The organism is Floricoccus penangensis, assembly GCF_001832885.1.
Lineage (GTDB): Bacteria > Bacillota > Bacilli > Lactobacillales > Streptococcaceae > Floricoccus > Floricoccus penangensis.
The window spans coordinates 89,034-111,610 of sequence record NZ_MKIQ01000027.1; the positions used below are offsets into that span (position 1 = coordinate 89,034).

Annotated in this window: 24 protein-coding genes; 19 read left to right on the forward strand and 5 right to left on the reverse strand. The window is 33.2% G+C overall.

What is annotated here, in order from left to right; all coding sequences use genetic code 11:
* Positions 1–17: 17 nt before the first annotated feature.
* The 9 genes from recJ to BG262_RS05085 all read left to right on the forward strand — a co-directional run bounded on the left by recJ (position 18) and on the right by BG262_RS05085 (position 8,225).
* Positions 18–2,240: a single-stranded-DNA-specific exonuclease RecJ gene (gene recJ, locus BG262_RS05045; RefSeq protein WP_070787793.1), complete on the forward strand. Its 2,223-nt coding sequence runs from the start codon at positions 18–20 to the stop codon at positions 2,238–2,240.
* On the forward strand, positions 2,230–2,742 hold the full coding sequence (locus BG262_RS05050) for an adenine phosphoribosyltransferase (protein WP_070787794.1): 513 nt from the start codon (positions 2,230–2,232) through the stop codon (positions 2,740–2,742). The genes recJ and BG262_RS05050 overlap by 11 nt, the downstream gene beginning before the upstream one ends.
* A 121-nt stretch (positions 2,743–2,863) precedes the next feature.
* Entirely contained in the window at positions 2,864–3,544 is a 681-nt protein-coding gene (locus BG262_RS05055) for a DnaD domain-containing protein (protein WP_070787795.1), read from the forward strand.
* 29 nt (positions 3,545–3,573) lie between these two features.
* Entirely contained in the window at positions 3,574–4,224 is a 651-nt protein-coding gene (gene nth, locus BG262_RS05060) for an endonuclease III (protein ID WP_070788074.1), read from the forward strand.
* Positions 4,211–4,894, forward strand: a complete 684-nt coding sequence (locus tag BG262_RS05065) for a tRNA (adenine(22)-N(1))-methyltransferase (RefSeq protein ID WP_070787796.1) — start codon at positions 4,211–4,213, stop codon at positions 4,892–4,894. Before nth ends, BG262_RS05065 begins: the two co-directional genes overlap by 14 nt.
* Positions 4,895–5,677, forward strand: a complete 783-nt coding sequence (locus tag BG262_RS05070) for a Nif3-like dinuclear metal center hexameric protein (RefSeq protein ID WP_070787797.1) — start codon at positions 4,895–4,897, stop codon at positions 5,675–5,677.
* A gap of 104 nt (positions 5,678–5,781) precedes the next feature.
* Positions 5,782–6,426, forward strand: a complete 645-nt coding sequence (locus tag BG262_RS05075; RefSeq protein WP_070787798.1) for a DNA alkylation repair protein — start codon at positions 5,782–5,784, stop codon at positions 6,424–6,426.
* Positions 6,423–7,649 carry a peptidase T gene (gene pepT / locus BG262_RS05080; RefSeq protein WP_070787799.1) on the forward strand — a complete coding sequence of 409 codons (1,227 nt, stop codon included), beginning with the start codon at positions 6,423–6,425 and terminating at the stop codon, positions 7,647–7,649. The genes BG262_RS05075 and pepT overlap by 4 nt, the downstream gene beginning before the upstream one ends.
* A 78-nt stretch (positions 7,650–7,727) precedes the next feature.
* A complete protein-coding gene (locus BG262_RS05085; protein WP_070787800.1) occupies positions 7,728–8,225 on the forward strand; it encodes an EbsA family protein in 498 nt (165 codons plus the stop codon).
* Here the strand turns inward: BG262_RS05085 and BG262_RS10375 are convergent.
* On the reverse strand, positions 8,215–8,418 hold the full coding sequence (locus tag BG262_RS10375) for a ferredoxin (protein ID WP_083312911.1): 204 nt from the start codon (positions 8,416–8,418) through the stop codon (positions 8,215–8,217). The genes BG262_RS05085 and BG262_RS10375 overlap by 11 nt on opposite strands.
* A 59-nt stretch (positions 8,419–8,477) precedes the next feature.
* Here BG262_RS10375 and BG262_RS05090 point away from each other — a divergent pair, with 59 nt between their 5' ends.
* On the forward strand, positions 8,478–9,056 hold the full coding sequence (locus tag BG262_RS05090) for a LysM peptidoglycan-binding domain-containing protein (protein WP_070787801.1): 579 nt from the start codon (positions 8,478–8,480) through the stop codon (positions 9,054–9,056).
* Positions 9,057–9,068: 12 nt separating this feature from the next.
* Entirely contained in the window at positions 9,069–9,737 is a 669-nt protein-coding gene (gene cmk / locus BG262_RS05095) for a (d)CMP kinase (RefSeq protein ID WP_070787802.1), read from the forward strand.
* A 312-nt stretch (positions 9,738–10,049) separates the two neighbouring features.
* Here cmk and BG262_RS05100 read toward each other — a convergent pair whose 3' ends face one another.
* Positions 10,050–10,859 (reverse strand): Cof-type HAD-IIB family hydrolase, encoded by an 810-nt coding sequence (locus tag BG262_RS05100; RefSeq protein ID WP_070787803.1) that lies wholly within the window; start codon positions 10,857–10,859, stop codon positions 10,050–10,052.
* A gap of 191 nt (positions 10,860–11,050) precedes the next feature.
* Here BG262_RS05100 and BG262_RS05105 point away from each other — a divergent pair, with 191 nt between their 5' ends.
* Positions 11,051–12,496 (forward strand): NCS2 family permease, encoded by a 1,446-nt coding sequence (locus BG262_RS05105; RefSeq protein WP_070787804.1) that lies wholly within the window; start codon positions 11,051–11,053, stop codon positions 12,494–12,496.
* A gap of 101 nt (positions 12,497–12,597) precedes the next feature.
* Here the strand turns inward: BG262_RS05105 and ntdP are convergent, their stop codons facing one another.
* On the reverse strand, positions 12,598–13,131 hold the full coding sequence (gene ntdP / locus BG262_RS05110) for a nucleoside tri-diphosphate phosphatase (RefSeq protein ID WP_070787805.1): 534 nt from the start codon (positions 13,129–13,131) through the stop codon (positions 12,598–12,600).
* Between the two features lie 148 nt (positions 13,132–13,279).
* Between ntdP and queG the strand changes: the two genes are divergently transcribed.
* The 4 genes from queG (at position 13,280) to ftsX (ending at position 17,292) form a co-directional block, all read left to right on the forward strand.
* On the forward strand, positions 13,280–14,407 hold the full coding sequence (gene queG, locus BG262_RS05115) for a tRNA epoxyqueuosine(34) reductase QueG (RefSeq protein WP_070787806.1): 1,128 nt from the start codon (positions 13,280–13,282) through the stop codon (positions 14,405–14,407).
* A 26-nt stretch (positions 14,408–14,433) separates the two neighbouring features.
* Positions 14,434–15,531, forward strand: coding sequence for a peptide chain release factor 2 (gene prfB / locus BG262_RS05120; protein ID WP_070787807.1), 1,098 nt, complete (start codon positions 14,434–14,436; stop codon positions 15,529–15,531).
* Positions 15,532–15,668: 137 nt separating this feature from the next.
* The gene (gene ftsE / locus BG262_RS05125) at positions 15,669–16,364 is read left to right on the forward strand and encodes a cell division ATP-binding protein FtsE (protein WP_070787808.1); all 696 of its coding nucleotides are present in this window, start codon (positions 15,669–15,671) and stop codon (positions 16,362–16,364) included.
* Entirely contained in the window at positions 16,357–17,292 is a 936-nt protein-coding gene (gene ftsX, locus BG262_RS05130) for a permease-like cell division protein FtsX (protein ID WP_070787809.1), read from the forward strand. The genes ftsE and ftsX overlap by 8 nt, the downstream gene beginning before the upstream one ends.
* A 15-nt stretch (positions 17,293–17,307) precedes the next feature.
* Here ftsX and BG262_RS11035 read toward each other — a convergent pair whose 3' ends face one another.
* Together BG262_RS11035 and BG262_RS05135 are read right to left on the reverse strand one after the other, a co-directional pair.
* Positions 17,308–17,595, reverse strand: a complete 288-nt coding sequence (locus BG262_RS11035) for an ATP-binding cassette domain-containing protein (RefSeq protein ID WP_083312925.1) — start codon at positions 17,593–17,595, stop codon at positions 17,308–17,310.
* Entirely contained in the window at positions 17,556–18,848 is a 1,293-nt protein-coding gene (locus BG262_RS05135) for an ABC transporter transmembrane domain-containing protein (protein ID WP_070787810.1), read from the reverse strand. The genes BG262_RS11035 and BG262_RS05135 overlap by 40 nt, the downstream gene beginning before the upstream one ends.
* Before the next feature lie 291 nt (positions 18,849–19,139).
* Here BG262_RS05135 and BG262_RS05140 point away from each other — a divergent pair, with 291 nt between their 5' ends.
* The 3 genes from BG262_RS05140 to BG262_RS05150 all read left to right on the forward strand — a co-directional run bounded on the left by BG262_RS05140 (position 19,140) and on the right by BG262_RS05150 (position 22,494).
* The gene (locus BG262_RS05140) at positions 19,140–20,945 is read left to right on the forward strand and encodes a M3 family oligoendopeptidase (RefSeq protein ID WP_070787811.1); all 1,806 of its coding nucleotides are present in this window, start codon (positions 19,140–19,142) and stop codon (positions 20,943–20,945) included.
* A gap of 154 nt (positions 20,946–21,099) precedes the next feature.
* On the forward strand, positions 21,100–21,960 hold the full coding sequence (gene pnuC, locus BG262_RS05145) for a nicotinamide riboside transporter PnuC (protein ID WP_070787812.1): 861 nt from the start codon (positions 21,100–21,102) through the stop codon (positions 21,958–21,960).
* A gap of 54 nt (positions 21,961–22,014) precedes the next feature.
* Entirely contained in the window at positions 22,015–22,494 is a 480-nt protein-coding gene (locus tag BG262_RS05150) for a glutathione peroxidase (protein WP_070787813.1), read from the forward strand.
* The last annotated feature ends 83 nt before the right edge of the window (positions 22,495–22,577 follow it).

Below are 22,577 nucleotides of genomic sequence, written 5' to 3' on the forward strand. Positions count from 1 at the left end.
CAAATGAGGTGTCTTCGATGATACAAGCAAGTAATGAATGGATTATTAATGAGAAATCTTATGGTCCAGAGTTCGAAAAAATAATAAAAGATAATAAACTTGATGATTTAACTGGAAGTATTTTATGGAATCGTGGGTTTCATAATCAAGAGGAAGTGGAAGAATTTTTAAATCCCAATCTTGAAGATCTTCATGATCCGTTTTTACTTCATGATATGGAACGTGCTGTTAATCGTATTCTTTATGCCATTCAACAAGGAGAAAATATCCTCATTTATGGTGACTACGATGCTGATGGTATGACTTCGTCAAGTGTTTTAAAGACAGCTTTAGACGAGTTGGGAGCTGAAGCTAGTGTTTATTTACCCAATCGTTTTACAGATGGTTATGGGCCGAATAAAGATGTCTACCAATACTATATTGATAACGAAAATATTAATTTAATCATCACTGTTGATAATGGTGTGGCAGGTAAAGATGCAATTGAGTATGCCCAGTCTCGTGGGGTTGATGTGATTGTAACTGACCATCATAGCATGCCAGATATTTTACCCGATGCATATGCCATCGTCCACCCAGAACACCCTGACGCTAATTATCCATTTAAGCATCTAGCTGGGGTCGGTGTTGCCTTCAAGTTAGCCTGTGCTTTACTTGAATATGTTCCAACAGAAATGTTAGATCTTGTAGCTATTGGAACCATAGCAGACATGGTTAGTTTGACCGGCGAAAATAGGATTTTAGTAAAATATGGTCTACAAATTTTAGCTAATACTGAGCGAGTTGGTCTGCTTGAACTGATGAAATTAGCAACTGTTGATTTTCAAGATATTAATGAAGAAACAGTTGGTTTTCAAATTGCACCAAGACTTAATGCACTTGGACGTCTTGATGATCCAAACCCTGCTGTGGAGCTATTAATTGGCTGGGATGATGAGTTGGCACAAGAAATTGCCAGCATGATCGATGAAAAGAATAATGAACGAAAGGCTATCGTTGAAAAGATAACAGAAGAAGCCCAAGCTATGCTTGATGATAGTCCAGTTCAAATTCTTTATAAGGAAGATTGGCACCCAGGTGTTCTTGGAATTGTTGCAGGACGACTTCTTGAAAAAACAAATAAGCCAGTCATTATGTTAAATAATGATAATGGAGTTTTGAAGGGTAGTGCTAGATCTATTGAAGCATATAATATTTTTGATGCTTTAAATCCTCATCGTGATTTATTTGTTGCTTTTGGAGGACATGCTCAAGCAGCAGGGATGACCTTTAAGCTTGAAAACTTACCTGCCATAAAAGAAGTCATGGTCAATTTCATTACAGAAAATGATATTGATATGACTAAAAAAGGTCAATTAATTCTTGATGGAAGGCTTGATTTGAGTGAAATTGACTTAGATCTAGTGAAAAATCTTGATCGTCTTGCTCCTTTTGGAATGGATAACCCAAGACCACGCTTTTTGGTTGAAAATTATCAAGTGACAAACGTTCGCACACTTGGACAAAATAATGCTCATTTAAAATTGAGAATTGAACAAGGTGATAAAAAAGTTGATGCTTTGTACTTTGGTCACGGAGCTGAAGCAATAGAGTTTCAACAGGTAGAAAGTCAACTAGCAGTCAATCTTTCAATCAACAGATGGAACGGTGCAACAAATGTCCAATTAATGGTCTGTGATGCTAGAGCAGAAGGCGTACAATTAATAGATATTAGATCTAAAAAAGCGGAAATTCCATCAAATGCATATATATTTGAGGAAAATATTGATAATAATGATATAATAGGTTCGGTATTGTACCTTAAAGAAATTCCAAACTCTTTGGATAACTTGAAGAATTTAATCCAGACTCATAATTTTTCAGCTATTTATTTTGAAAATCAGATGAAAGTAGAATATTATTTGACTGGTCCTGGTTCAAGAGAACAATATGCAAGACTCTATAAAACAATATATCAGTACCCAGAGTTTGATGTACGTTATAAGCTACCTTCGCTTGCTCAATATTTGAGAATACCAAATGAACTGCTTGTAAAAATGGTTCAAGTATTTGCTGAATTAGAATTTGTAAATATTGAAGATGGTGTAATGACTGTCAATAAGGAAGCGCCAAAGCGTGAAATCTCTGAGAGTAAGATTTATCAGGATTTAAAAGAGAAGATAGAAATACAGGAGTTCTTTGCACTTGCTCCTGTAAAAGAAATTTATAATAGATTAAAGGAAGAAAAAAATGAATCTTAAAGACTATGTTGCTAGTATCCCTAATTATCCACAAGAAGGTGTTACTTTCCGTGATATCTCACCTCTAATGGCTGATGGAAATGCTTATAGCTATGCAATACGTGAGATTGTTCAGTATGCAACTGATAAAGAAATCGACATGATCGTAGGACCTGAAGCGCGTGGATTTATTGTTGGATGTCCAGTTGCCTTTGAATTAGGTATTGGTTTCGCACCAGTTCGTAAACCAGGAAAACTTCCTCGCGAAGTAATTTCAGCTGATTACGAAAAAGAGTATGGTCTAGATACACTTACAATGCACAAAGATGCCATCAAACCAGGTCAACGTGTACTTATCGTTGATGACTTACTTGCAACAGGTGGTACTGTTAAGGCTACAATTGAAATGATTGAAGCACTTGGTGGAGTAGTAGCAGGTTGTGCCTTCCTAATCGAACTTGACGAACTTAAAGGTCGTGAAGCGATTGGAGATTATGACTATAAAGTTCTAATGCATTATTAATAATAAATAAGTTTAAAAATCGTCTATTTGGGCGATTTTTTGCTTTGAATTTTGGTATAATGAATGTTATAGATAATTGGGCTTATATGCCAATTTTATAGAGTTGCTAAATGGAGATAAAATGTCATATTTTGAAGAATATAAGGCAGGACATGTTGTCCTTCCACATGAATTATTAAGCAATTTTCATATATTATTTACAAGTGAGCTTGATTTTGTCGTTTGGCTTTTCTTCTATGAAAATTCTGATGTCGCACCAAGTACAATTGCCTCAGCACTTAATCGTGATCTAGTTGAAATAAATACAGCCATTAAGAATTTACAATCTTCAGGAAGCCTAAAGGTTACAATTCTTGAAGTCGCAGGTTCCGTTGACACAATCTTTGATGCAAATTATGCTTTTTCTAAGCTAGATGAAATTCAAAAAGCAAAAGAAAAAAATATACCACTTGTGCTTGATGAAAAAACTGTGTCGGAAGATCAGTTCAGAGACCTAATGCAGAGTTTTGAGCAGGAAATGGGCACGATTACCCCCTTTCAGGCTGAAGAAATACGAAATTGGGTTGAGGAAGATGACTTTGAAATTCCTCTGATTAAATTAGCCCTACGTGAAGCTGTACTTAATCGCAAGGTAAGTCTCAACTATATTAGAGCTATCCTACGTAACTGGCGTGGTGAAGGAATTAAGTCGGAAAGCGATATTAACCGAAAAAGAGAGGAAAGGAATTTGGCAGATACTAGAAATTCAAATCTTAGTGGACCAAGTTTCCATATTCCAACAGGTCAGTGGAAGAAAAATTAAGAGAAAGGTGGTAGAGATTCATGGCAAAAATGTTAACTAAAAAGCAATTCTTAGAAGTAATGGACATCATTGCTGAAATGTTTCCAGATGCACATGGAGAGCTTGTTGCTGATACTCCCTTTCAACTTTTAATTGCAACAATACTATCAGCTCAAGCAACAGACAAGGGAGTAAACAAGGCTACACCAGGATTATTTGCTAAATATCCAGATGCAAAATCACTTGCAAATGCTGATGTTGCAGATGTTGAAAATTTAATAAGAACCATTGGTTTGTATCGAACTAAGTCAAAAAATATCGTAAAAGCAGCTCAACAGTTAATTGAAAGATATGATGGGAAAATTCCCTTAGATAAAAAAGAGTTACAAACCCTACCTGGTGTTGGTAGAAAAACAGCAAATGTTGTCTTGGGAGATGCCTTTGGTATACCAGGAATTGCGGTTGATACCCATGTGGAACGTATCTCTAAGCGCTGGCCAATTGTTAAGCAATCAGCGAGTGTGACAGAAGTAGAAGAGAAACTTATGAAGTGGTTGCCTGAAGATCAATGGGTTGACTCACATCATAGATTAATATTTTTTGGGCGTTATCATTGCACGGCGAGAAGCCCTAAATGTGATATTTGTCCAGTATATTCATATTGCGCATACGGAAAGAAAAATTTAAATGAACAACGATAAATTATCTAATAGACTTAAAATAGTAGGTGACTTTGTATCCCAAAATTCTCGCATACTTGACGTAGGAAGTGACCATGCATATTTACCAATTAATCTTCTAAAAAATGGAAAAATTTCTTATGCAATTGCTGGTGAAGTAGTTGATGGACCATACCAAAGTGCAGTTGCCAATGTAAAAAGTCAAGGACTGTCAGATAAAATAGATGTGAGACTTGCAAATGGTCTTGAAGCTTTCACAGAAGAAGATGATATTGACACTATAACAATTGCTGGAATGGGTGGGAGCCTAATATCTCAAATTTTAGATGCTGGAAAAGAAAAACTACATAGTATCGATAATCTTGTACTCCAACCTAATAATAGTGAAAGAAATTTACGTATTTGGTTACAGGAAAATGGTTTTTTAATTGTGGATGAAGTAATCCTTGAAGAAAATGAAAAAATTTATGAAGTTATTTTTTCAAAGCATGGGGAAAGTAACCTTAATGAAACCCAAATAGAATTTGGTCCATTTTTAAATCAAGAAAAATCTCCAGTATTTAAGAAAAAATGGACAAGAGAGCTTGAAAAACAAAATAAAATCTTGAAAAACTTAAGAGAAAACAGTCAAGACTCTCATAGAGTAAAAGAAATCGAAGCTAAAATTCAATTTATAGAGGAGAATTTATAAATGGACGGTAATGAATTTTTCAAAGCATATGAAAGTTTTTGTCCCAAAGAACTTTCGATGAAAGATGATGCAGTTGGTTTACAAGTAGGGACTTTAGATAAAGAATTCAAAAAAGTATTAGTTACTTTGGATATAAGAGAAGACACGGTTGCTGAAGCAATTGAAAACAATGTAGATTGTATTTTAGCAAAACATGCTTTAATTTTCAGACCAGTGTCAACTTTAGTTGAAGAAGATACTCAACAAAAATTAATTCTTGATTTGATTCAAGCAGGAATTTCTGTCTATATCAGTCACACAAATATTGATATTGTAGATGGTGGGATAAATGATTACTTCTGTCAGCTTTTAGATATTAATGATACTGAGTTCTTATCACAAACTTCTGACAGTAATGGAATTGGCCGTATAGGAAATATTGAAAAGCAAACCCTGGGTGAATTCATTGTTAAAACGAAAAAAGCATTTGATTTAGATGATATTCGTTTAGTTTCTTATGAAAAAGACTTGAATAGAGAAATCTCACGTGTTGCAATTTGTGGAGGAACAGGTGGTAGCTTCTTCAAAGATGCTCTTGATAAAAAAGCTGATTTATTTATAACTGGAGATGTATACTATCACTCTGCCCATGATATGATAAGCTCAGGATTAATTGTTTTAGATCCAGGTCATTATATAGAAAAAGATTTTATTCCTTTAGTAGCTGAAAAATTAAGGCAGCTAACTAGTGGTGTTGAGATTATAGAAAGTAAAGCTAATACCAATCCATTCATTACACTTTGAATTAGATAAATAATTCGAAAGTCTATCTATTAAAATTAATAAATTTTTGATAGAATATGAAAATGAAATAGTTGATAAATTCACGAAAATATTGGTGGTAAAAAATGGAAATATTTGATGAATTTTATAAGAATGCAAATTTAGAAGATGCACTAAAAATGTCAGCTTATATGAAAAACAATTTTCCTTTTTTAGGAATAAAAAGTCCTAAAAGACGGGAAATTTCAAAAGATTTTCTTAAGTCAATCAAAGGTCCTGATATAGATTGGGAATTTATCGAAAAAGCATGGAATATGTCAGAGCGTGAATTTCAATACCTAGCACTAGATTACTTAAAGGCTAATAAAAAGTATCTGCAAGCACAGGACATTCCAAAATTAAAAGAGTTAGCACTTAAAAAATCATGGTGGGATTCAATTGATATTTTTGATAGGATAATCGGAGATATTGTTCTCAGAAACCCTGAACAGGATAAATTAATGCTAGAGTGGAGCAAAGATAGTGACTTTTGGCTTCGACGATTAGCAATAGACCATCAATTAACTAGAAAAGAAAAAACTAAGCCAGATTTACTAGGTCAAATAATAAAAAATAACCTTAATCAGACTGAATTTTTCATTAATAAGGCAATAGGTTGGAGCCTGAGGGATTACAGTAAGACAAATCCAAAATGGGTTACCAATTTTATCAAAGAAAATCGAGCAGGGCTAAGCCCACTAAGTATAAGAGAAGGAAGTAAATACATATGAAATACGAAGAATTATTAAACCGTTTTGTTAAATACGTTAAAGTTAATACACGTTCAGACGAAAATAGTACAACTACGCCTAGTACTCAAAGCCAGGTTGCTTTTGCTCATGAACTTGCTAAGGAAATGGAAGCAGTTGGATTACAAGATGTTCATTATCTTGAAAGCAATGGATATGTAATTGGTAGTCTTCCAGCTAATATAGATAAAGATGTTCGTAAAATCGGTTTTCTTGCTCACATGGATACAGCAGACTTCAATGCTGAAAATGTAAATCCTCAAATCGTAGAGAACTATGATGGTGGTGTGCTTAAACTTGGTGATACTGAATTTACACTAGATCCAAAAGATTTCCCTAATTTAAATAACTACCACGGTCAAACTTTGATAACTACTGATGGTACTACTCTTTTAGGTTCTGATGATAAGAGTGGTATTGCGGAAATAATGACGGCAATTGATTACCTAGTAAAACATCCTGAAATTAATCATGGTGAAATTCGTGTTGGATTTGGTCCAGATGAAGAAATTGGAATTGGAGCTGATAAATTTGATGTTGCAGATTTTGATGTTGATTTTGCTTATACCATGGATGGTGGTCCTTTAGGTGAGCTTCAATATGAAACTTTCAATGCTGCTTCTGCTAAACTTCATTTCCAAGGGAAAAATGTTCACCCGGGAACTGCTAAAGATCAAATGGTTAATGCTTTACAACTTGCTATTGATTTCCATAATGCACTACCTGAAAATGCACGTCCAGAGTTGACTGAAGGTAGAGATGGTTTCTACCACTTACTTGATTTATCAGGTGTTCCAGAAGAAGCAGATTCAGTTTATATCATTCGCGATCATGACCGTAAAACCTTTGAAGATATGAAAGCTAAAATGATCCAAATTGCAGATGAAATGAACAAAGCTTTTGAATCTCCACGTGTTACTGCTGAGATTAACGATCAATACTACAACATGGCTGAAATTATTGAAAAAGATATGTCAATTATTGAACTTGCTGAAGAAGCAATGAAAAATCTTGATATTACACCAGTTATTGAAGCAGTACGTGGTGGAACTGATGGCAGCAAAATTTCATTCTTAGGAACTCCTACGCCAAATATTTTTGCAGGTGGCGAAAATATGCATGGACGTTTTGAGTTTGTAAGTCTACAAACAATGGAAAAAGCAGTTGATACTATTATTGAAATTGTAAAATTAAATGCTAAATAATTTATTATCAATAACTATTGATAATAAATTGTGGTATGATAATATTGAAAATAACAGACTGGGGGATTTCGTTTATTAATGATAAAGGTATTTGGAAAATTAAGATACCATTGGCAACCAGAGCTGAGTTTTTTCGTGATATATTGGAGTCTTGCATTTATTCCAATATTTATAAGTATGGCTCTTTTGCTTGAAAACACAAAAATTTCAAAATCATCGCTCACATTTTTCTTTGTATTCATTGTTCTTTTTGGAATTGGAATCCATAGATATTTTGTTATAAGTGATGATAAGGATGAGTTGCTCGTATATTCAAGTATACCTGGATTGCCTAGGAAGCATCCAATTAGTGGTATAACTAGAATTGATATTTCAAAGCATGCCTTAAAAATATTTTCAACGAACTGGCCAAATGGTAAAATCTTTTATATGAAAAAATGGACAAAAAAATATTTTTTAGATGCTTTGGTATCTAATAAGTATTTTAAGGGTGAAGCTGAACTAATTGGTAATGTTAATGATTATTTTGACATCTATAAGGATGAAAAAGATAGAAAAAAAGGCTTTAAAGCCTAATAATTGCATGTGTAGGGCAATCTTTGATTGATTGATTGACTTGTTGTTCGTAGTTATTTGAAACTTCAAGTGTATCTAAAGTTGTATCGTAAAATTTTACGATTCCATCATCATAATAATCAAATACATTTGGTGCATAGCTGTGACAAAGACCACATGCGATGCATTTTTCAGGAATAATTTTAATTTTCATAAGAAAATAGTAATAGTAATAAGATAAAAAGTCAAATTAAAGGTAGAAGAGGTAAAAAAGTGGCAGAAAATCAAGCACCAAAAAATAATAAAAATGGTGAAAAAAGACCAGCAAGTACAACATTTCTTACAGCATTAGTAATTGGTCTATTTGCGGTACTGGGAGTAATTATTACGACATTACTTTGGAGTAATCAACTAACTGACAATGCTAAGATTTCTGATTCTTTTTACACTACAGGTGAATCTTCGGCTAAAAAAGTAGATTCTAGTAAAAAATCTAAAGATAAAAATTCGAAAGACGATAAGTCAAAAAATAACACAGCTGAGGAAAAGAAATCTGATAGTGATTCAGATAAAGCTAAAAAAGAAGCTGAAGATAAGGCAAAAAAAGATGCTGAAGACAAAGCTAAAAAAGAAGCTGAAGATAAGGCAAAAAAAGAAGCTGAAGACAAAGCTAAAAAAGAAGCAGAAGATAAAGAAGCGAACGTAGGAGATTCAACTACTGTAGAAGCAGGAGAAGGAGTTAACCAAATTGCTGCCAGAACTGGAGTTCCTGCTAGTCAAATTGCTGCTGCAAATGGTATGACTGTTGATTCATGGTTTGCATACCCAGGTCAAGTTGTAAAACTTAAATAAGGAGATAACTCAATGACTGACATAAGAATTGCAATTGATGGTCCTGCTTCAAGTGGTAAAAGTACAGTAGCGAAGATAATTGCGCAAGATATGGGCTTGATTTATTTAGATACTGGTGCCATGTATCGTGCAGTAACGTATTTAGCACTAAATAATAGTTTGGATAAAGAAGAAGATATCATCGAACTTGCACAAGAAAATCCAATTTCTTTTGGAATTGATTCAGACGGTAAGCAACTTGTCTACCTTGGTGAAGTTGATGTATCAGGAGCCATTCGTCAGAAAGATGTTACATCCAATGTTTCACGCATATCAGCAATGCCTAAGATACGTGAATATTTAGTAGATGCCCAAAGATTTATAGCAAGCCATGGCGGAATTGTAATGGATGGTCGTGATATAGGTACGGTTGTTCTTCCGGATGCTGAATTAAAGATTTTCCTAGTTGCAAGTGTTGATGAACGAGCTGAACGACGTCATAAACAAAATCAAGAGATGAATATTGAATCAGATCTTGAAATATTAAAAGTAGAGATTGCCGAGCGCGACTATAAAGATAGTACTAGAAAAACATCTCCGCTTGTTCAGGCTGAAGATGCAATATATCTTGATACGACTGGTATGTCGATTAATGAAGTTGTGAACTTCATTGAAGATAAAGCAAAAGACTTAATTAAATAATATTTGACAAATCCTTTGAAATTTAACAGATTTTAAAGGATTTTCTCATAGAAACTTATAGAAGTAATAGTTTAAATTTGAATAGTGATGGGCTATTATTTGTTATTGAAAACTTTATAATCATTGACAATACGGAATTTAAAGGTTATCAAGAAATATTGCTATCGATAGTATAGAATTTGTATGGATTCAAATTTCTAATTTTTGATTTATATTTTAACAAAATTTGTTTAAAACCTGAAATACTTAATACATTAACAATAATGATTTTTGAAAACAAAAAAAGTTGGATTTCCAACTTTTTTGTTTTGTTTATAGAAGTAAATTTTCTAATGTTTTTGCCACACCATCTTCATCATTAGTCCATTTTGTTTGATTCTTAGCATATTCTAATAGAATGGGATTTGCATTTTTCATAGCATAACTTTCGGGTGCAAATTTAAACATTTCAACATCATTTTGTTCATCACCGAAAGCAAGTAAATCGTTTTTATCAATATTCATAACGTTGAGCAAATGTTGTAATCCGCTTGCTTTACTAACATTTTTAGGAACGATTTCTAAAATCTGGTTTGGACCACCCCATGCAGCAACGCTAACTTGATTTTCATAGTATTCATTTATATTTTTTGCTATGGTATGTTTATTTGATGAAGTTGTTTGGAGAAGAAGTGCATTTGGATTGGCAGTTAATTTATTTTCTTCAAGTTTATTATATAATTTGAATTCATTAACACCAAATAGTTGAGGAGAGACAGCATTGAAATTATTGATGAAGAATTTTCTACGATATTCAGCTGCTAGAAAATCTAGTTTAAAGCTGTTTTGGTTTTTCAATAAATCTCTAACAATATCTTTATCAACTTGTTTTTCGTCTTTAAAATTCCAATTTTTATCACTTGGTTTTGAGACCATAGCACCATTGAAGTTAATCATAGGTGAAGCAAAACCGAGTTCTTTGTAAATATCAATTGACATTCTATAGGGTCTACCTGTTGTAATGACAATAGAATGTCCATCATCTTGTAATTTCTTAAAGGTTTTCTTCGTATATTCGCTGATTGTATTATCTGATCTTAATGTAGTACCATCAAGATCAATTGCAATTAGTTTTTTATTCATTTTTTATACCTATTCTCTATTTGTTAATATGTTGCTATTGTATCATATTTAAGTTTTACTGGGAATATTTTAGGAAAAAGCGAACGTTAAGCAAAAAAATACATATTAATTTTAAGAAATTGCTTGAACTTTTTTTAATTTAACGTAAAATAATGAATGTAGATTATAAATTGTTATTTTTAAGGAGAGTCATGTTAGAAAAATTTTTCAAACTAAAAGAAAATGGTACCACAGTCGGTACTGAAGTAATGGCGGGATTAACTACATTCTTTGCTATGTCTTATATTTTATTTGTTAACCCAAGTATTTTGGGACAAACAGGAATGCCGACTCAGGCAGTATTTTTAGCAACAATTATTGCAAGTGTTATTGGAACACTTATTATGGGGCTTTATGCTAACGTACCTTACGCTCAAGCACCTGGTATGGGATTAAATGCTTTCTTTACATTTACGGTTGTATTTGCTCTTGGATATACATGGCAACAAGCACTCGCAATGGTATTTATTTGTGGGATTATCAATATTATTATTACAGTTACTCGTATCCGAAAAGCAATTATGAAAGCTATACCACTTAGTTTACAACATGCAATTGGTGGTGGTATCGGTATCTTCATTGCCTATGTTGGTATAAAAAATGCAGGACTTTTACAATTTTTAAGTGATGGTGGATCATATGTTGTTTTAGATGACAAGGCTCCTGTTGGACAATCAAGTATTATTGCAAATAGTAGTGCTGTACCTGAACTTGTTAAATTTAATAATCCTGGTGTATTATTAGCGCTTGTAGGTATTGTAATTACTATGTTTTTCGTCCTTAGAAATATTCGTGGTGGCATATTACTTTCAATACTTGCGACAACTATCATTGCGCTTCTTACTGGTGTAGTAAAAGTTGATTTTGCAACACTTTTAAAAGAGAATAATATAGGGGTAGCTTTTAAAGAATTGGGTACAACTTTTGGCGCAGCATTTGGTAAAGAAGGAATGGGTACATTGTTTTCTGATCCAGCTAAAATACCTCAAGTATGTATGACAATTCTAGCGTTCAGCCTTTCAGATACATTTGATACTTTAGGTACATTCATTGGTACTGGTCGTAAAACTGGAATTTTTTCAGAAGAAGACGAAAAAGCACTTGAAGAAGGTGATGGAGTATCATCTAAGATGGATAGAGCTCTTATTGCTGATGCTGTTGCAACTTCAATCGGTGCAGTATTTGGTACTTCAAACACAACAACTTATGTTGAGTCAGCAGCAGGTATCGGCGCAGGTGGACGTACAGGTTTAACTTCAGTTGTAGTAGCAATCATGTTCTTAATTTCTAGTTTATTTTCACCTGTTCTTGCCTTAGTCCCAACTCAAGCAACAGCGCCAGTACTTATCATTGTTGGTATGATGATGCTTTCAAGTTTTGCTGATATCGAATGGACTAATCTTGATGAAGCAATTCCAGCTTTCTTTACAAGTGTATTTATGGGATTTGCCTATAGTATCTCTTATGGTATTGCAGCAGGATTCATCATGTTCACTCTTGTTAAAATCATTCGTGGTAAGTTCTCAGAAATTCATATTGTAATTTGGATTGTCGATATTCTATTTATTGCAAACTTTGCAATTCTTGCAATACTGTAATTTTATATAGAAAAATAATAAACAAAAAACTTCGTTAATTCGGAGTTTTTTTGATTTCTGTTTTAATTTGTGGTAATAAAAAAACAAAAATAGATATAAATCTAATTTTGTTTCAACTGATGATATCGATCGTACCAAATTTTGATATATTCCTCAGAGAAGGGACCACGCTCATTTTTTATCCAATCGACTAGAATCTTAACATTTTCCTTAAGAATGTAATCAATTTGGGGTGAATAGTTCATTTGTTCCTTGTGACGCTCATATTCTTCAGCATCAAGCAAGCGTTTTTCACCATCAGGAAATACTTTTACATCCAAATCATAGTCAATATATTTCAAGGCCTCGTCGTCAATAGTATACGGACTAGCAAGGTTACAATAGTAAGAGACACCATTATCTCGAATCATGGCTATGATATTGAACCAGTATTTTTTGTGAAAGTAAACAATAGCAGGTTCACGAGTAACCCATCTACGCTCATCTGATTCTGTAACAAGAGTATGATCGTTAACTCCAATTATAGAATTCTCATTTGTTTTTAGCACCATCGTATCACGCCAGGTACGATGCAAGCTTCCGTCATGTTTATAGCTTTGAATCGTAATAAAGTCGCCCTCACGTAGAGCTTTCATAGTTAATACCAACTTTCTAAAATTCAAAGATCTCGCTTTACATTATAGCATAAAGTAACAGAATTGTCTGTATTTTGTCGTGAAAAATACTTGTTTGAAGCAAGTATTTATAATAAAATTAAGTAATCACAAACAGTCAGGCAAAATCATGGATATTAAGAGTCAAATTATAAAATTAGCAGAAGAATTGAATATACAAAAAATCGGCTTTACTAAAGCAGATGATTTTGAGTATATGAGAAAAAGTTTAGTATATCAAAAAGAAAAGGGCCATACCTCTGGCTTTGAGCATAAAAATCTAGATGAAAGACTTGATCCCAAGCTTACTTTACCATCTGCTAAAACAATAATTTCAGTTGCCTTAGCATATCCTAACAAACTTCAAGGAAGACCAGATAAAACAGAATTTCGTAGAGGTTCTTTTGCACGTGCAAGCTGGGGTATTGATTATCATCATATCATGCAGAAAAAGCTAGATGCACTTATCCAAGGAATAAATGAAATAATTGATGGTCTTGAATATGAAGGTTTTGTTGACACAGGGCCACTTATTGATGTTGCTGTTGCAGCGCGTGCAGGTCTTGGATTCATAGGGAAAAATGGTCTTTTAGTTACTAAAGAATTTGGTTCATATGTATATCTGGGCGAAATAATTACAAGCCTTGAAATTGAAGCAGATAAACCTGTTGATTACGGGTGTGGGGATTGTAATAGATGTATTGATTTTTGTCCAACTGATGCACTTATTGGTGATGGCAAAATGAATGCTAAAAAATGCTTATCATTTCAAACTCAAAATAAAGGAATTCTTCAGGAAGAATACCGTCAAAAAATGAAAACCATTATATATGGTTGTGATATTTGTCAGATGGTCTGTCCTTACAATAAAGGAATAGATAGTCATTTTCATCCCGAGATGGAAGGAGATCCAGAGTTAGTTCAACCGGAACTTATTCCTTTTTTGGATCTTACTAATCGACAGTTCAAGGATAAATACGGACATCTTGCTGGTAGTTGGAGAGGACGGAATGTTCTTCAGCGTAATGCTATTTATGCATTAGCTAATGCAAATGACAAATCAGCCATACCTAAATTATTAGAAATAGTTGACAGCACTCAAAATCAGGTACTATTAGGTTCAGCTTTTTGGGCACTAGGACGTTTGGTGAAAGAACCTAACCGAGAGATGATTAATTTAGTTGAACACAGAATTACTGAAGACGAGCAGGCTATGCAAGAACGTGAAAAGCTTCTTCTTTTATGGTATAGTAGATAAGGAAATCTAAGGAGTAATAATAAATAATGGAATTATTTGAGATAAAAAAGCAATTAGATGAGAATCGTGAAAAAATTGCAAGCTTCCAGAAAAATCTAGATTTAGAAAGACTGGAAGAAGAGATTGCTATGTTAGAAAATGACATGGCTGCCCCAGGTTTTTGGGATGACAATATAGCAGCTCAAAAGGTTATCAACGAAAGTAATGAGTTGAAGGCCAAATATGATACCTTTATGGATTTACAAAATTCATTTGATGAACTTGAAGTAATGTACGAAATGGTTATTGAAGAACCAGATCCTTCAATGCAAGAAGAGCTTGAAGAAGGTCTTGAAACACTAAATTCTAAGATGCAGTCTTATGAGCTAGAGATGTTACTTAACCAACCATACGACCATATGAATGCAATTTTAGAAATTCACCCAGGTGCTGGTGGTACAGAGTCGCAAGACTGGGGAAGTATGCTTATGCGTATGTATGAACGATGGGGAAATGCGCATAATTTTAAGGTTGAGATTGTTGATTATCAAGATGGAGATGAAGCAGGAATTAAAAGTGTGACCATAAAATTCATCGGTCACAATGCTTATGGATTCTTGAGAAGTGAGATGGGTGTACATAGGCTTGTCCGTATTTCACCCTTTGATTCAGCGAAACGTAGGCATACATCATTTTGTTCTGTCGAAGTATTACCAGAACTTGATGATTCAATTGATGTTGAAATAAATTCTGATGATTTGAAAATTGATACTTACCGAGCTAGTGGTGCTGGTGGGCAACATATTAATAAAACGGAATCTGCTGTTCGTATTACCCACATTCCAACAGGTACTGTTGTAGCTAGTCAAACACAAAGAAGTCAGTTGAAAAACCGAGAAGAAGCTATGGGTATGCTTAAGTCAAAACTTTATACTTTAGAAATGCAGAAAAAACAAGCAGAGGTTGATGAACTTAAGGGAGATCAAAAGGAAATTGGCTGGGGAAGTCAAATTAGATCATATGTTTTTCATCCATATAATATGGTTAAAGATCACCGAACTAACTATGAAACTGGAGCCATTCAAGCAGTAATGGATGGGGATATTGATGGTTTTATAGATGCATACCTTAAATGGAGCATGTAAAATACCCACTTTATCTAAGCGTAAGGTTATTTTCATCTATCTGTAATGAAAAGTAATAGAAATTCACAACCTTTACTTATATAAATGGTATAATAATATAGAATTGAAAGGAGTATCTGTTTAACCAGAAAACATCTATGACAAATATTATTGAATTAAAGAATGTTACAAAAAAATATAGCAATGGTACGACTGCTTTAAGAGACATTTCTGTAAGTATTGAACCAGGGGAATTTGCCTATATAGTAGGTCCTTCTGGAGCTGGTAAGTCAACCTTTATTAAAATTTTATATCGAGAAATATCAGTTGATAAAGGATCAGCAAATGTTGCAGGATTTGACTTAACAAAAATTAAATCGAAGCAAGTGCCATACTTACGACGCTCAATTGGAGTAGTATTCCAAGATTATAAACTTTTACCTAAGAAGAATGTTTACGAAAATGTAGCATATGCAATGCAAGTTGTAGGACGTCCTCCACGTGAAATTAAAAAACGTGTAATGGAAGTACTTGATCTTGTTGGATTAAAGCATAAGGTACGTGCATTTCCTAATGAGTTATCAGGTGGAGAGCAGCAACGTGTAGCAATTGCAAGATCAATTGCCAATGCACCTAAGGTTTTAATCGCTGATGAACCTACAGGAAATTTAGATCCCGAAAATTCTTGGGGGATTATGGAACTTCTAGAACGTATTAACTTACAAGGGACAACAGTTCTTATGGCGACCCATAACAGCCAAATCGTTAATACTCTGCGACACCGTGTAATCGCCATTGAAAATGGACGAATTGTACGAGACCAAGTGGAAGGAGAGTATGGATACGATGATTAGAAATTTCTTTAGACATATTCTAGACTCATTTAAGAACCTACGACGTAATGGTTGGATGACAATTGCAGCAGTCAGCTCAGTTACAATTACTCTGGCTTTACTAGGAATCTTTTTATCAGTGATATTGAATACTGCAAAACTTGCAACTGATATTGAGAACAATGTTCGCATCATGACTTATACCAAGCTTGATCGACATGATAATGATAAACAATATACTGATCCAAAAGATAAAACTAAGGTAATTGATAATAAAGATTACCATGTAATTTATGATCAAATTAAGAAGCTAGATCATGTTACTAATGTAACTTTTTCAAGTAAAGACGATCAACTTAAAAAACTTACTGATAATTTAGGTGATACTTGGGAGTTGTTTAAAGGGGATGCAAATCCGCTTTATGACGTTTACGTTGTTGAGGCTGATAAACCTGAAAATGTTAAACCACTAGCTAAAAAGCTTTCTGAAATTGATGGAGTTCAAAAAGCAGAATATGGTGGCAAAAATACTGATAGAATCTTTAAAGTAGCTAATACAATTAAAACTTGGGGATTAGCTGGTTCAGCACTATTAATATTTGTAGCTATATTCTTGATTTCTAACACTATAAGAATTACAATTATGTCTCGAAGCCGTGAGATTCAAATTATGAGTTTGGTTGGTGCGAAAAAAGGATACATTCGTTGGCCATTCTTCCTTGAAGGAGCATGGGTTGGACTTATAGGATCAATTATTCCAGTTCTATTGGTTAATTATCTATATAACGTAGCTTATAGGAGCTTTACACCTTCTCTAATTACACAAGGTTTAAGTATAATTAAACCTACTGAGTTTTTACCAGTAATTTCAATTTTAATAGTTGCTATTGGTATGGTGATTGGATCACTGGGTTCAGTAATTTCTATGAGAAGATATCTAAAAATTTAATAAATAAAACAAGTCTCAATTATTATGAGGCTTGTTTTTTTGTAAGTCAGTTTTGTTTATTACGGATATATTTGAGTTGTTAATTTCAACTATATAGTCATAATAATTAAGACTCTCATCTGAATAGTTGTGAGATACACTAATAACAGTTCCTTTAAAATTCTTTAATAATTCTACTTCAACAAATTTTTGATTTCCTTTATCAAGGGCTGAAGTAACTTCATCAAGAAGAAGTAGCTGTGGTTGATCAAGAAGAGTTCGACTTATACTAATTCTTTGAACCTCGCCACCTGACGGGCTGATATTATTTGGAAATTCAGCTTGAAGTTTTTCATTGCTTGAAAAACTTCAAGCTTAAATTTCTCAAGAGTATTTTTCACATTTTCCAGTGGTTTATCACTGAAGATTGTAAGGTTGTTTAAAATGCTATCGAGAATTAACAAGGATTTCTGTGGAATCAGACGAACTCCATTTTTAATGTCTTTATTTATCAAAACTTTACCAGAAAAATCAGAAATATCCCCACTTATCAGATGAAGTAATGTTGATTTTCCTTGACAACTAGGACCTACCAACAAATATTTTTTATCTTTTTCAAAAATAAAGTTAACATTTTTTAGAATTTTAGTGTCATTATATCCGAAACTTAGGTTTTCGATAATAATGGCATTTTGTGTATCATCTAAGTATTCATAATTACTCGTTTTATCATCAAAACTACATAGCTTTTCGAAATCATTTCTAATCGTTTTTGTTGCCATAAGAGTTTTAGTCTGACTAGAAATCAAATTAATTGGATAGATAAGATTATCAGAAATTTGCAAGATACCAGTTACAGCTCCAACGCTAGTAGTACCTGTTGCAATACGATAGGCACCAATAATTAAACTTGCAATAAAAGAAATATAAAAAGCTACACCAGTAATAAGATTTGAAGTAACGTCCGCCTTTTCATGTTTTTCTTTACTTTCATTCATGTTTTCTGTTGCCAAATTTAAACGGTTTAAAAATTTATCTTCTTTCTTAAAACCTTTCATCAATTGAAAACCATCGAGAAAGTCACTTAATTTATTGTTAAAGTTGGTGATTTGAGACATATTTTCACTCTTAAGCTTAGCAAGATGCTTTTGAAAAATGAAAGGTATAAGCATTGGAATTAAACTTGATATTACAACCACTACCATTAACAATTTATCTAATGTAAAGAGGACAGATACATTTGCAATCAATGCGATAAATCCCTGGTAGCTTTTGAGAATAGATTGGAAATACTCCTCCTCTAATACTTCAATATCATTATTATAATAGGATAAATAGTCAACTGTTCCTTTCTTTTGAAAAGTGTACCAGTCTTTTTTGCTAATGGAGATAGTTAAGTGGTTTACCATATCTGCTTTAAACTTATTACTATATTTAACAGAAAAATATTGACTAAATGATTCAAATATTAGCAAAATAGCAATAGTAGCTAAAAGAATAAAACTCCACATGACAAGTGTATTTATATCCTTAGCAAGTGCATAATTCAAGATATTAGCTGTTTCTAATGGAACCAATGCTGCCGCTATAGCAACCCACAGTTATAGAAAGAATGGACAACCAAAAATATCCACTTCTAAAAACTTTTTTAAGAGAAAACATTGTAAACTCATTTCTTTTTTCATATTTTAATCAGTATAACAAAATAATATATTCAAATCAATAAATATTCAGATAATTGCGATATTTTTGATGGATTGCAAATATTACTGAAATTTTATGTAATTTTCAACAACTCATCTTGAATTTTAATAATTCAAAAAATTTATGATATACTTATATTTAGTTAAAAATAAAGGAGAATGTTAATGAAATACGCAATTAACTGGGATCTAGATTCAATTTTTCCTGGGGGAAGTAATTCGCAAGAATTGCAAAATAGAATGGTGGAACTTGATAACCAAATTAAAGAGTATCATGATAAGGTTATAGACTGGAAGCCAGAATCTGATTCAGTTGATAAATTTGTTGAAATTTTAGATTTGCAAGAGGTTATTTCTAAAGGATTTAGTCAGTGTGGTAGCTTTATCGGTGCTCTTTTATCTAGTGATATCAATGATGATAAAGCAAAACTTGTATATGGAGACTTTAGTAAAAAATATCCAGCAGTTCAACTTGCTCAAACAATTTTTTCTAAGAAATTAAGCGAGATTGATGATGAAAAATGGACTGAGTTAATGTTAACTCCAGAACTTAAAGACCTATCATTTAGACTTTCTGAAATTCGTCGTGATGGTAATGAATTACTTTCAGAAGCAGAAGAAAATATTATTAGCACTCTTAACTTGGATGGTCTAAATGCATGGAGTAGTCACTACGATACAATCGTTGCAAGTATCGAAATTCCGTATATTGATGAAGAAGGTAAAGAAGTTTCACTTTCTGCAGGTCAAGCTTTTAATAAAATGATGGGTGATGCGGATGCGAGTGTGAGAGCTGATTTATTTGAAAAATGGGAAAAAGCATGGTCAGACAAGGTTGATGTATTTGCTGACACATTGAACCATCTAGATGGATTCCGTTTATCAACTCAAAAACTCCACGGTGTTGATGATTACCTAAAACAACCATTAGAATATAATCGTCTAAAAGAAGAAACAGTTGATGCTATGTGGTCTACTATTCAAGCTAACAAGCAACCAATCGTTGATTATTTAACTCGTAAAGCTCAACTTTTTGGAAAAGATAAGATGGAGTGGCAAGACCAAGACGCACCTATCGTTTTAGGTGATATGGAAGAAAGAACTTATACATTTGATCAGGCTGCAGAATTTATTGTAGAAAATTTTGAAAAATTCTCTCCTAAAATGTCGAAGTTTGCTCAGGAAGCATTTGATAAATCTTGGATTGAAGCTGAAGACCGACCTGGTAAACGACCTGGTGGATATTGTACAGGTTTACCAGAAACACAAGAGTCTCGCATCTTCATGACTTATAGCAATTCTGTTAATGAGGTAGCAACTCTTGCTCATGAGTTGGGACATGCCTTCCATAGTAGCGTTATGTGGGATATGCCAAGTCTTAACCAAGATTATGCAATGAATGTAGCAGAAACTGCTAGTACATTTGCAGAACTAATTGTTGCTGATGCTACTCTTAAGAGCGCAAAGACTAAGGAAGAGAAAATTAACCTTCTTGATGTTAAAATGCAAAATGCAATCGCTATGTTCATGAATATTCATGCTCGTTACATCTTTGAAAATGCTTTTTATCAAGCACGCCAAAAAGGACTTGTTTCAGCAGATGAAATTACTTCAATGATGGTGGAGGCACAAAAAGAAGCATATCTTGATGGACTAGCATCATATCACCCACACTTCTGGGCTGCTAAATTACATTTCTTTATTGATGATGTTCCGTTTTATAATTTCCCATATACATTTGGATATCTATTTAGCATGGGAATTTACGCTTACGCAAATAAAAAAGGTTCAAACTTTGAAGATGAGTATATAGCACTTCTTCGCGACACAGCTTCAATGACATCCGAAGAGTTAGCAGAAAAGCATTTGCAAGTTGATTTGACTAAACCTGATTTCTGGCAAGCAGGAATTGACATGGTTTTAGCTGACATTAATGAGTTCATGGAATTAACAGAAGAATACGTTAAATAATATTTAATAAAAATACTTGAAAGAGATATTGAGAAAGAGCATCATTCGATATTCAAATGTTAACCACACACATAGAAAATTTTAATCAATCGTTGAAATACCCTTGAAAATTATTTTCTATGTTTTTTAATAAAATCTTTATGGAGGAGATAAGATGATTAATTATTTAAAATCAATTGTAAAAAGAATAAAAGACTTTTTACATAACAAGACAAGAAGTATTATTTCAAACTTCAAGGATTTACCTAAAAATTTGAAAATATTATGGGACAAAGCAAAGGAATTAGGACTTGGGGGAGTACTAAAATTAACTTTTGCTGATATATTCTTAGGAAGAAGTTTACTAGGATGGATTTACTTGATTGCATTATGTTCAATTCAGATAATTGCCTACATCTTAAATCCTGACTCAATGATTGGGATGATTGCAGGTTTAACTGGTATAATTTGTGTAATATTTGTAAATGAAAAACGTGCTAGTAACTACATTTTTGGACTAATTAATTCTTTAATATACTTGCATTTGAGCCTACAATCTGGTTTCTATGGGGAAGTAGCAACAACAACATTCTTTACAATTATGCAACCTATCGGTCTTTACATGTGGCTAGTTGCTGCACTTCAACCTCGACAAGACGAAGAAGACATACTAACTAATAGACTCACTCTTTCAGGATGGATTGAAAACATCGTACTTACTGCAATTGTCTGGCTTGGTATGGGATACGCCTACAAGTCTATTGGTGCCAACCGCCCCTTCCGTGACAGTGTTACGGACGGAACAAACGTTACAGGACAAGTTTTGATGAGTGGTGGTTATGCAGAACAATGGATTTTCTGGGGATTAACAAATATCTTCTCAATCTATCTATGGTGGGGACAATCATTTGAAATCGTCATCATGTACTGGGTATACTTACTCAATAGTGTAGTTGGATGGGTAAATTGGACAATGGACGCAAAAGGACTTCATGGCAAACCAGTCAATGAAGTCGTAAAAGGTCTATTTAGTTGATTCCAAAAGTTCTAAAGAGTAGAATATCTATAGTTAGAAAAAAGAGGTATTCAGATGGCTATATATGACTTAAAAGTAAAAGATATTAAAAATGAAGATGTTTCATTAGCTGATTATAAGGGAAAAGTTCTTTTGATTGTAAATACTGCTACTGGATGTGGTTTTACTCCACAATATGAGGGTCTAGAAGAACTTTATAAAAAGTATTCTGACAAAGGATTAGAAATTTTAGACTTTCCTTGTAACCAATTTGGTCATCAAGCACCAGGAAGTAATGAAGAAATTCAAGAATTCTGTCAGTTAAAATATGATACTAGCTTTAAGACTTTCGCAAAAATTGACGTAAATGGAGAAAATGAAGATCCACTTTATGCATATTTAAAAAATGAAAAAGGTGGACTAGCAGGTAAAAAAATCAAATGGAATTTCACAAAATTCTTAGTTGATTCAGAAGGTAACGTTGTAAAACGCTACGCACCAACAACAGAACCAAAAGACATTGAAAAAGATATCGTAAAATTATTTGAGAAGTAGGAAGAAATTCCTGCTTTTTATATTTATACATATAAATAGTTATCATAAGGTATAGAAAATCCTATAAATTATGTTATAATTAT

Coding starts and splice junctions, on each gene's coding strand:
- recJ (WP_070787793.1), top strand. CDS start 18: ATGATACAAGCAAGTAATGAATGGATTATTAATGAGAAATCTTATGGT.
- BG262_RS05050 (WP_070787794.1), top strand. CDS start 2,230: ATGAATCTTAAAGACTATGTTGCTAGTATCCCTAATTATCCACAAGAA.
- BG262_RS05055 (WP_070787795.1), top strand. CDS start 2,864: ATGTCATATTTTGAAGAATATAAGGCAGGACATGTTGTCCTTCCACAT.
- nth (WP_070788074.1), top strand. CDS start 3,574: ATGTTAACTAAAAAGCAATTCTTAGAAGTAATGGACATCATTGCTGAA.
- BG262_RS05065 (WP_070787796.1), top strand. CDS start 4,211: ATGAACAACGATAAATTATCTAATAGACTTAAAATAGTAGGTGACTTT.
- BG262_RS05070 (WP_070787797.1), top strand. CDS start 4,895: ATGGACGGTAATGAATTTTTCAAAGCATATGAAAGTTTTTGTCCCAAA.
- BG262_RS05075 (WP_070787798.1), top strand. CDS start 5,782: ATGGAAATATTTGATGAATTTTATAAGAATGCAAATTTAGAAGATGCA.
- pepT (WP_070787799.1), top strand. CDS start 6,423: ATGAAATACGAAGAATTATTAAACCGTTTTGTTAAATACGTTAAAGTT.
- BG262_RS05085 (WP_070787800.1), top strand. CDS start 7,728: ATGATAAAGGTATTTGGAAAATTAAGATACCATTGGCAACCAGAGCTG.
- BG262_RS10375 (WP_083312911.1), bottom strand. CDS start 8,418: ATGAAAATTAAAATTATTCCTGAAAAATGCATCGCATGTGGTCTTTGT.
- cmk (WP_070787802.1), top strand. CDS start 9,069: ATGACTGACATAAGAATTGCAATTGATGGTCCTGCTTCAAGTGGTAAA.
- BG262_RS05100 (WP_070787803.1), bottom strand. CDS start 10,859: ATGAATAAAAAACTAATTGCAATTGATCTTGATGGTACTACATTAAGA.
- BG262_RS05105 (WP_070787804.1), top strand. CDS start 11,051: ATGTTAGAAAAATTTTTCAAACTAAAAGAAAATGGTACCACAGTCGGT.
- ntdP (WP_070787805.1), bottom strand. CDS start 13,131: ATGAAAGCTCTACGTGAGGGCGACTTTATTACGATTCAAAGCTATAAA.
- queG (WP_070787806.1), top strand. CDS start 13,280: ATGGATATTAAGAGTCAAATTATAAAATTAGCAGAAGAATTGAATATA.
- prfB (WP_070787807.1), top strand. CDS start 14,434: ATGGAATTATTTGAGATAAAAAAGCAATTAGATGAGAATCGTGAAAAA.
- ftsE (WP_070787808.1), top strand. CDS start 15,669: ATGACAAATATTATTGAATTAAAGAATGTTACAAAAAAATATAGCAAT.
- ftsX (WP_070787809.1), top strand. CDS start 16,357: ATGATTAGAAATTTCTTTAGACATATTCTAGACTCATTTAAGAACCTA.
- BG262_RS05140 (WP_070787811.1), top strand. CDS start 19,140: ATGAAATACGCAATTAACTGGGATCTAGATTCAATTTTTCCTGGGGGA.
- pnuC (WP_070787812.1), top strand. CDS start 21,100: ATGATTAATTATTTAAAATCAATTGTAAAAAGAATAAAAGACTTTTTA.
- BG262_RS05150 (WP_070787813.1), top strand. CDS start 22,015: ATGGCTATATATGACTTAAAAGTAAAAGATATTAAAAATGAAGATGTT.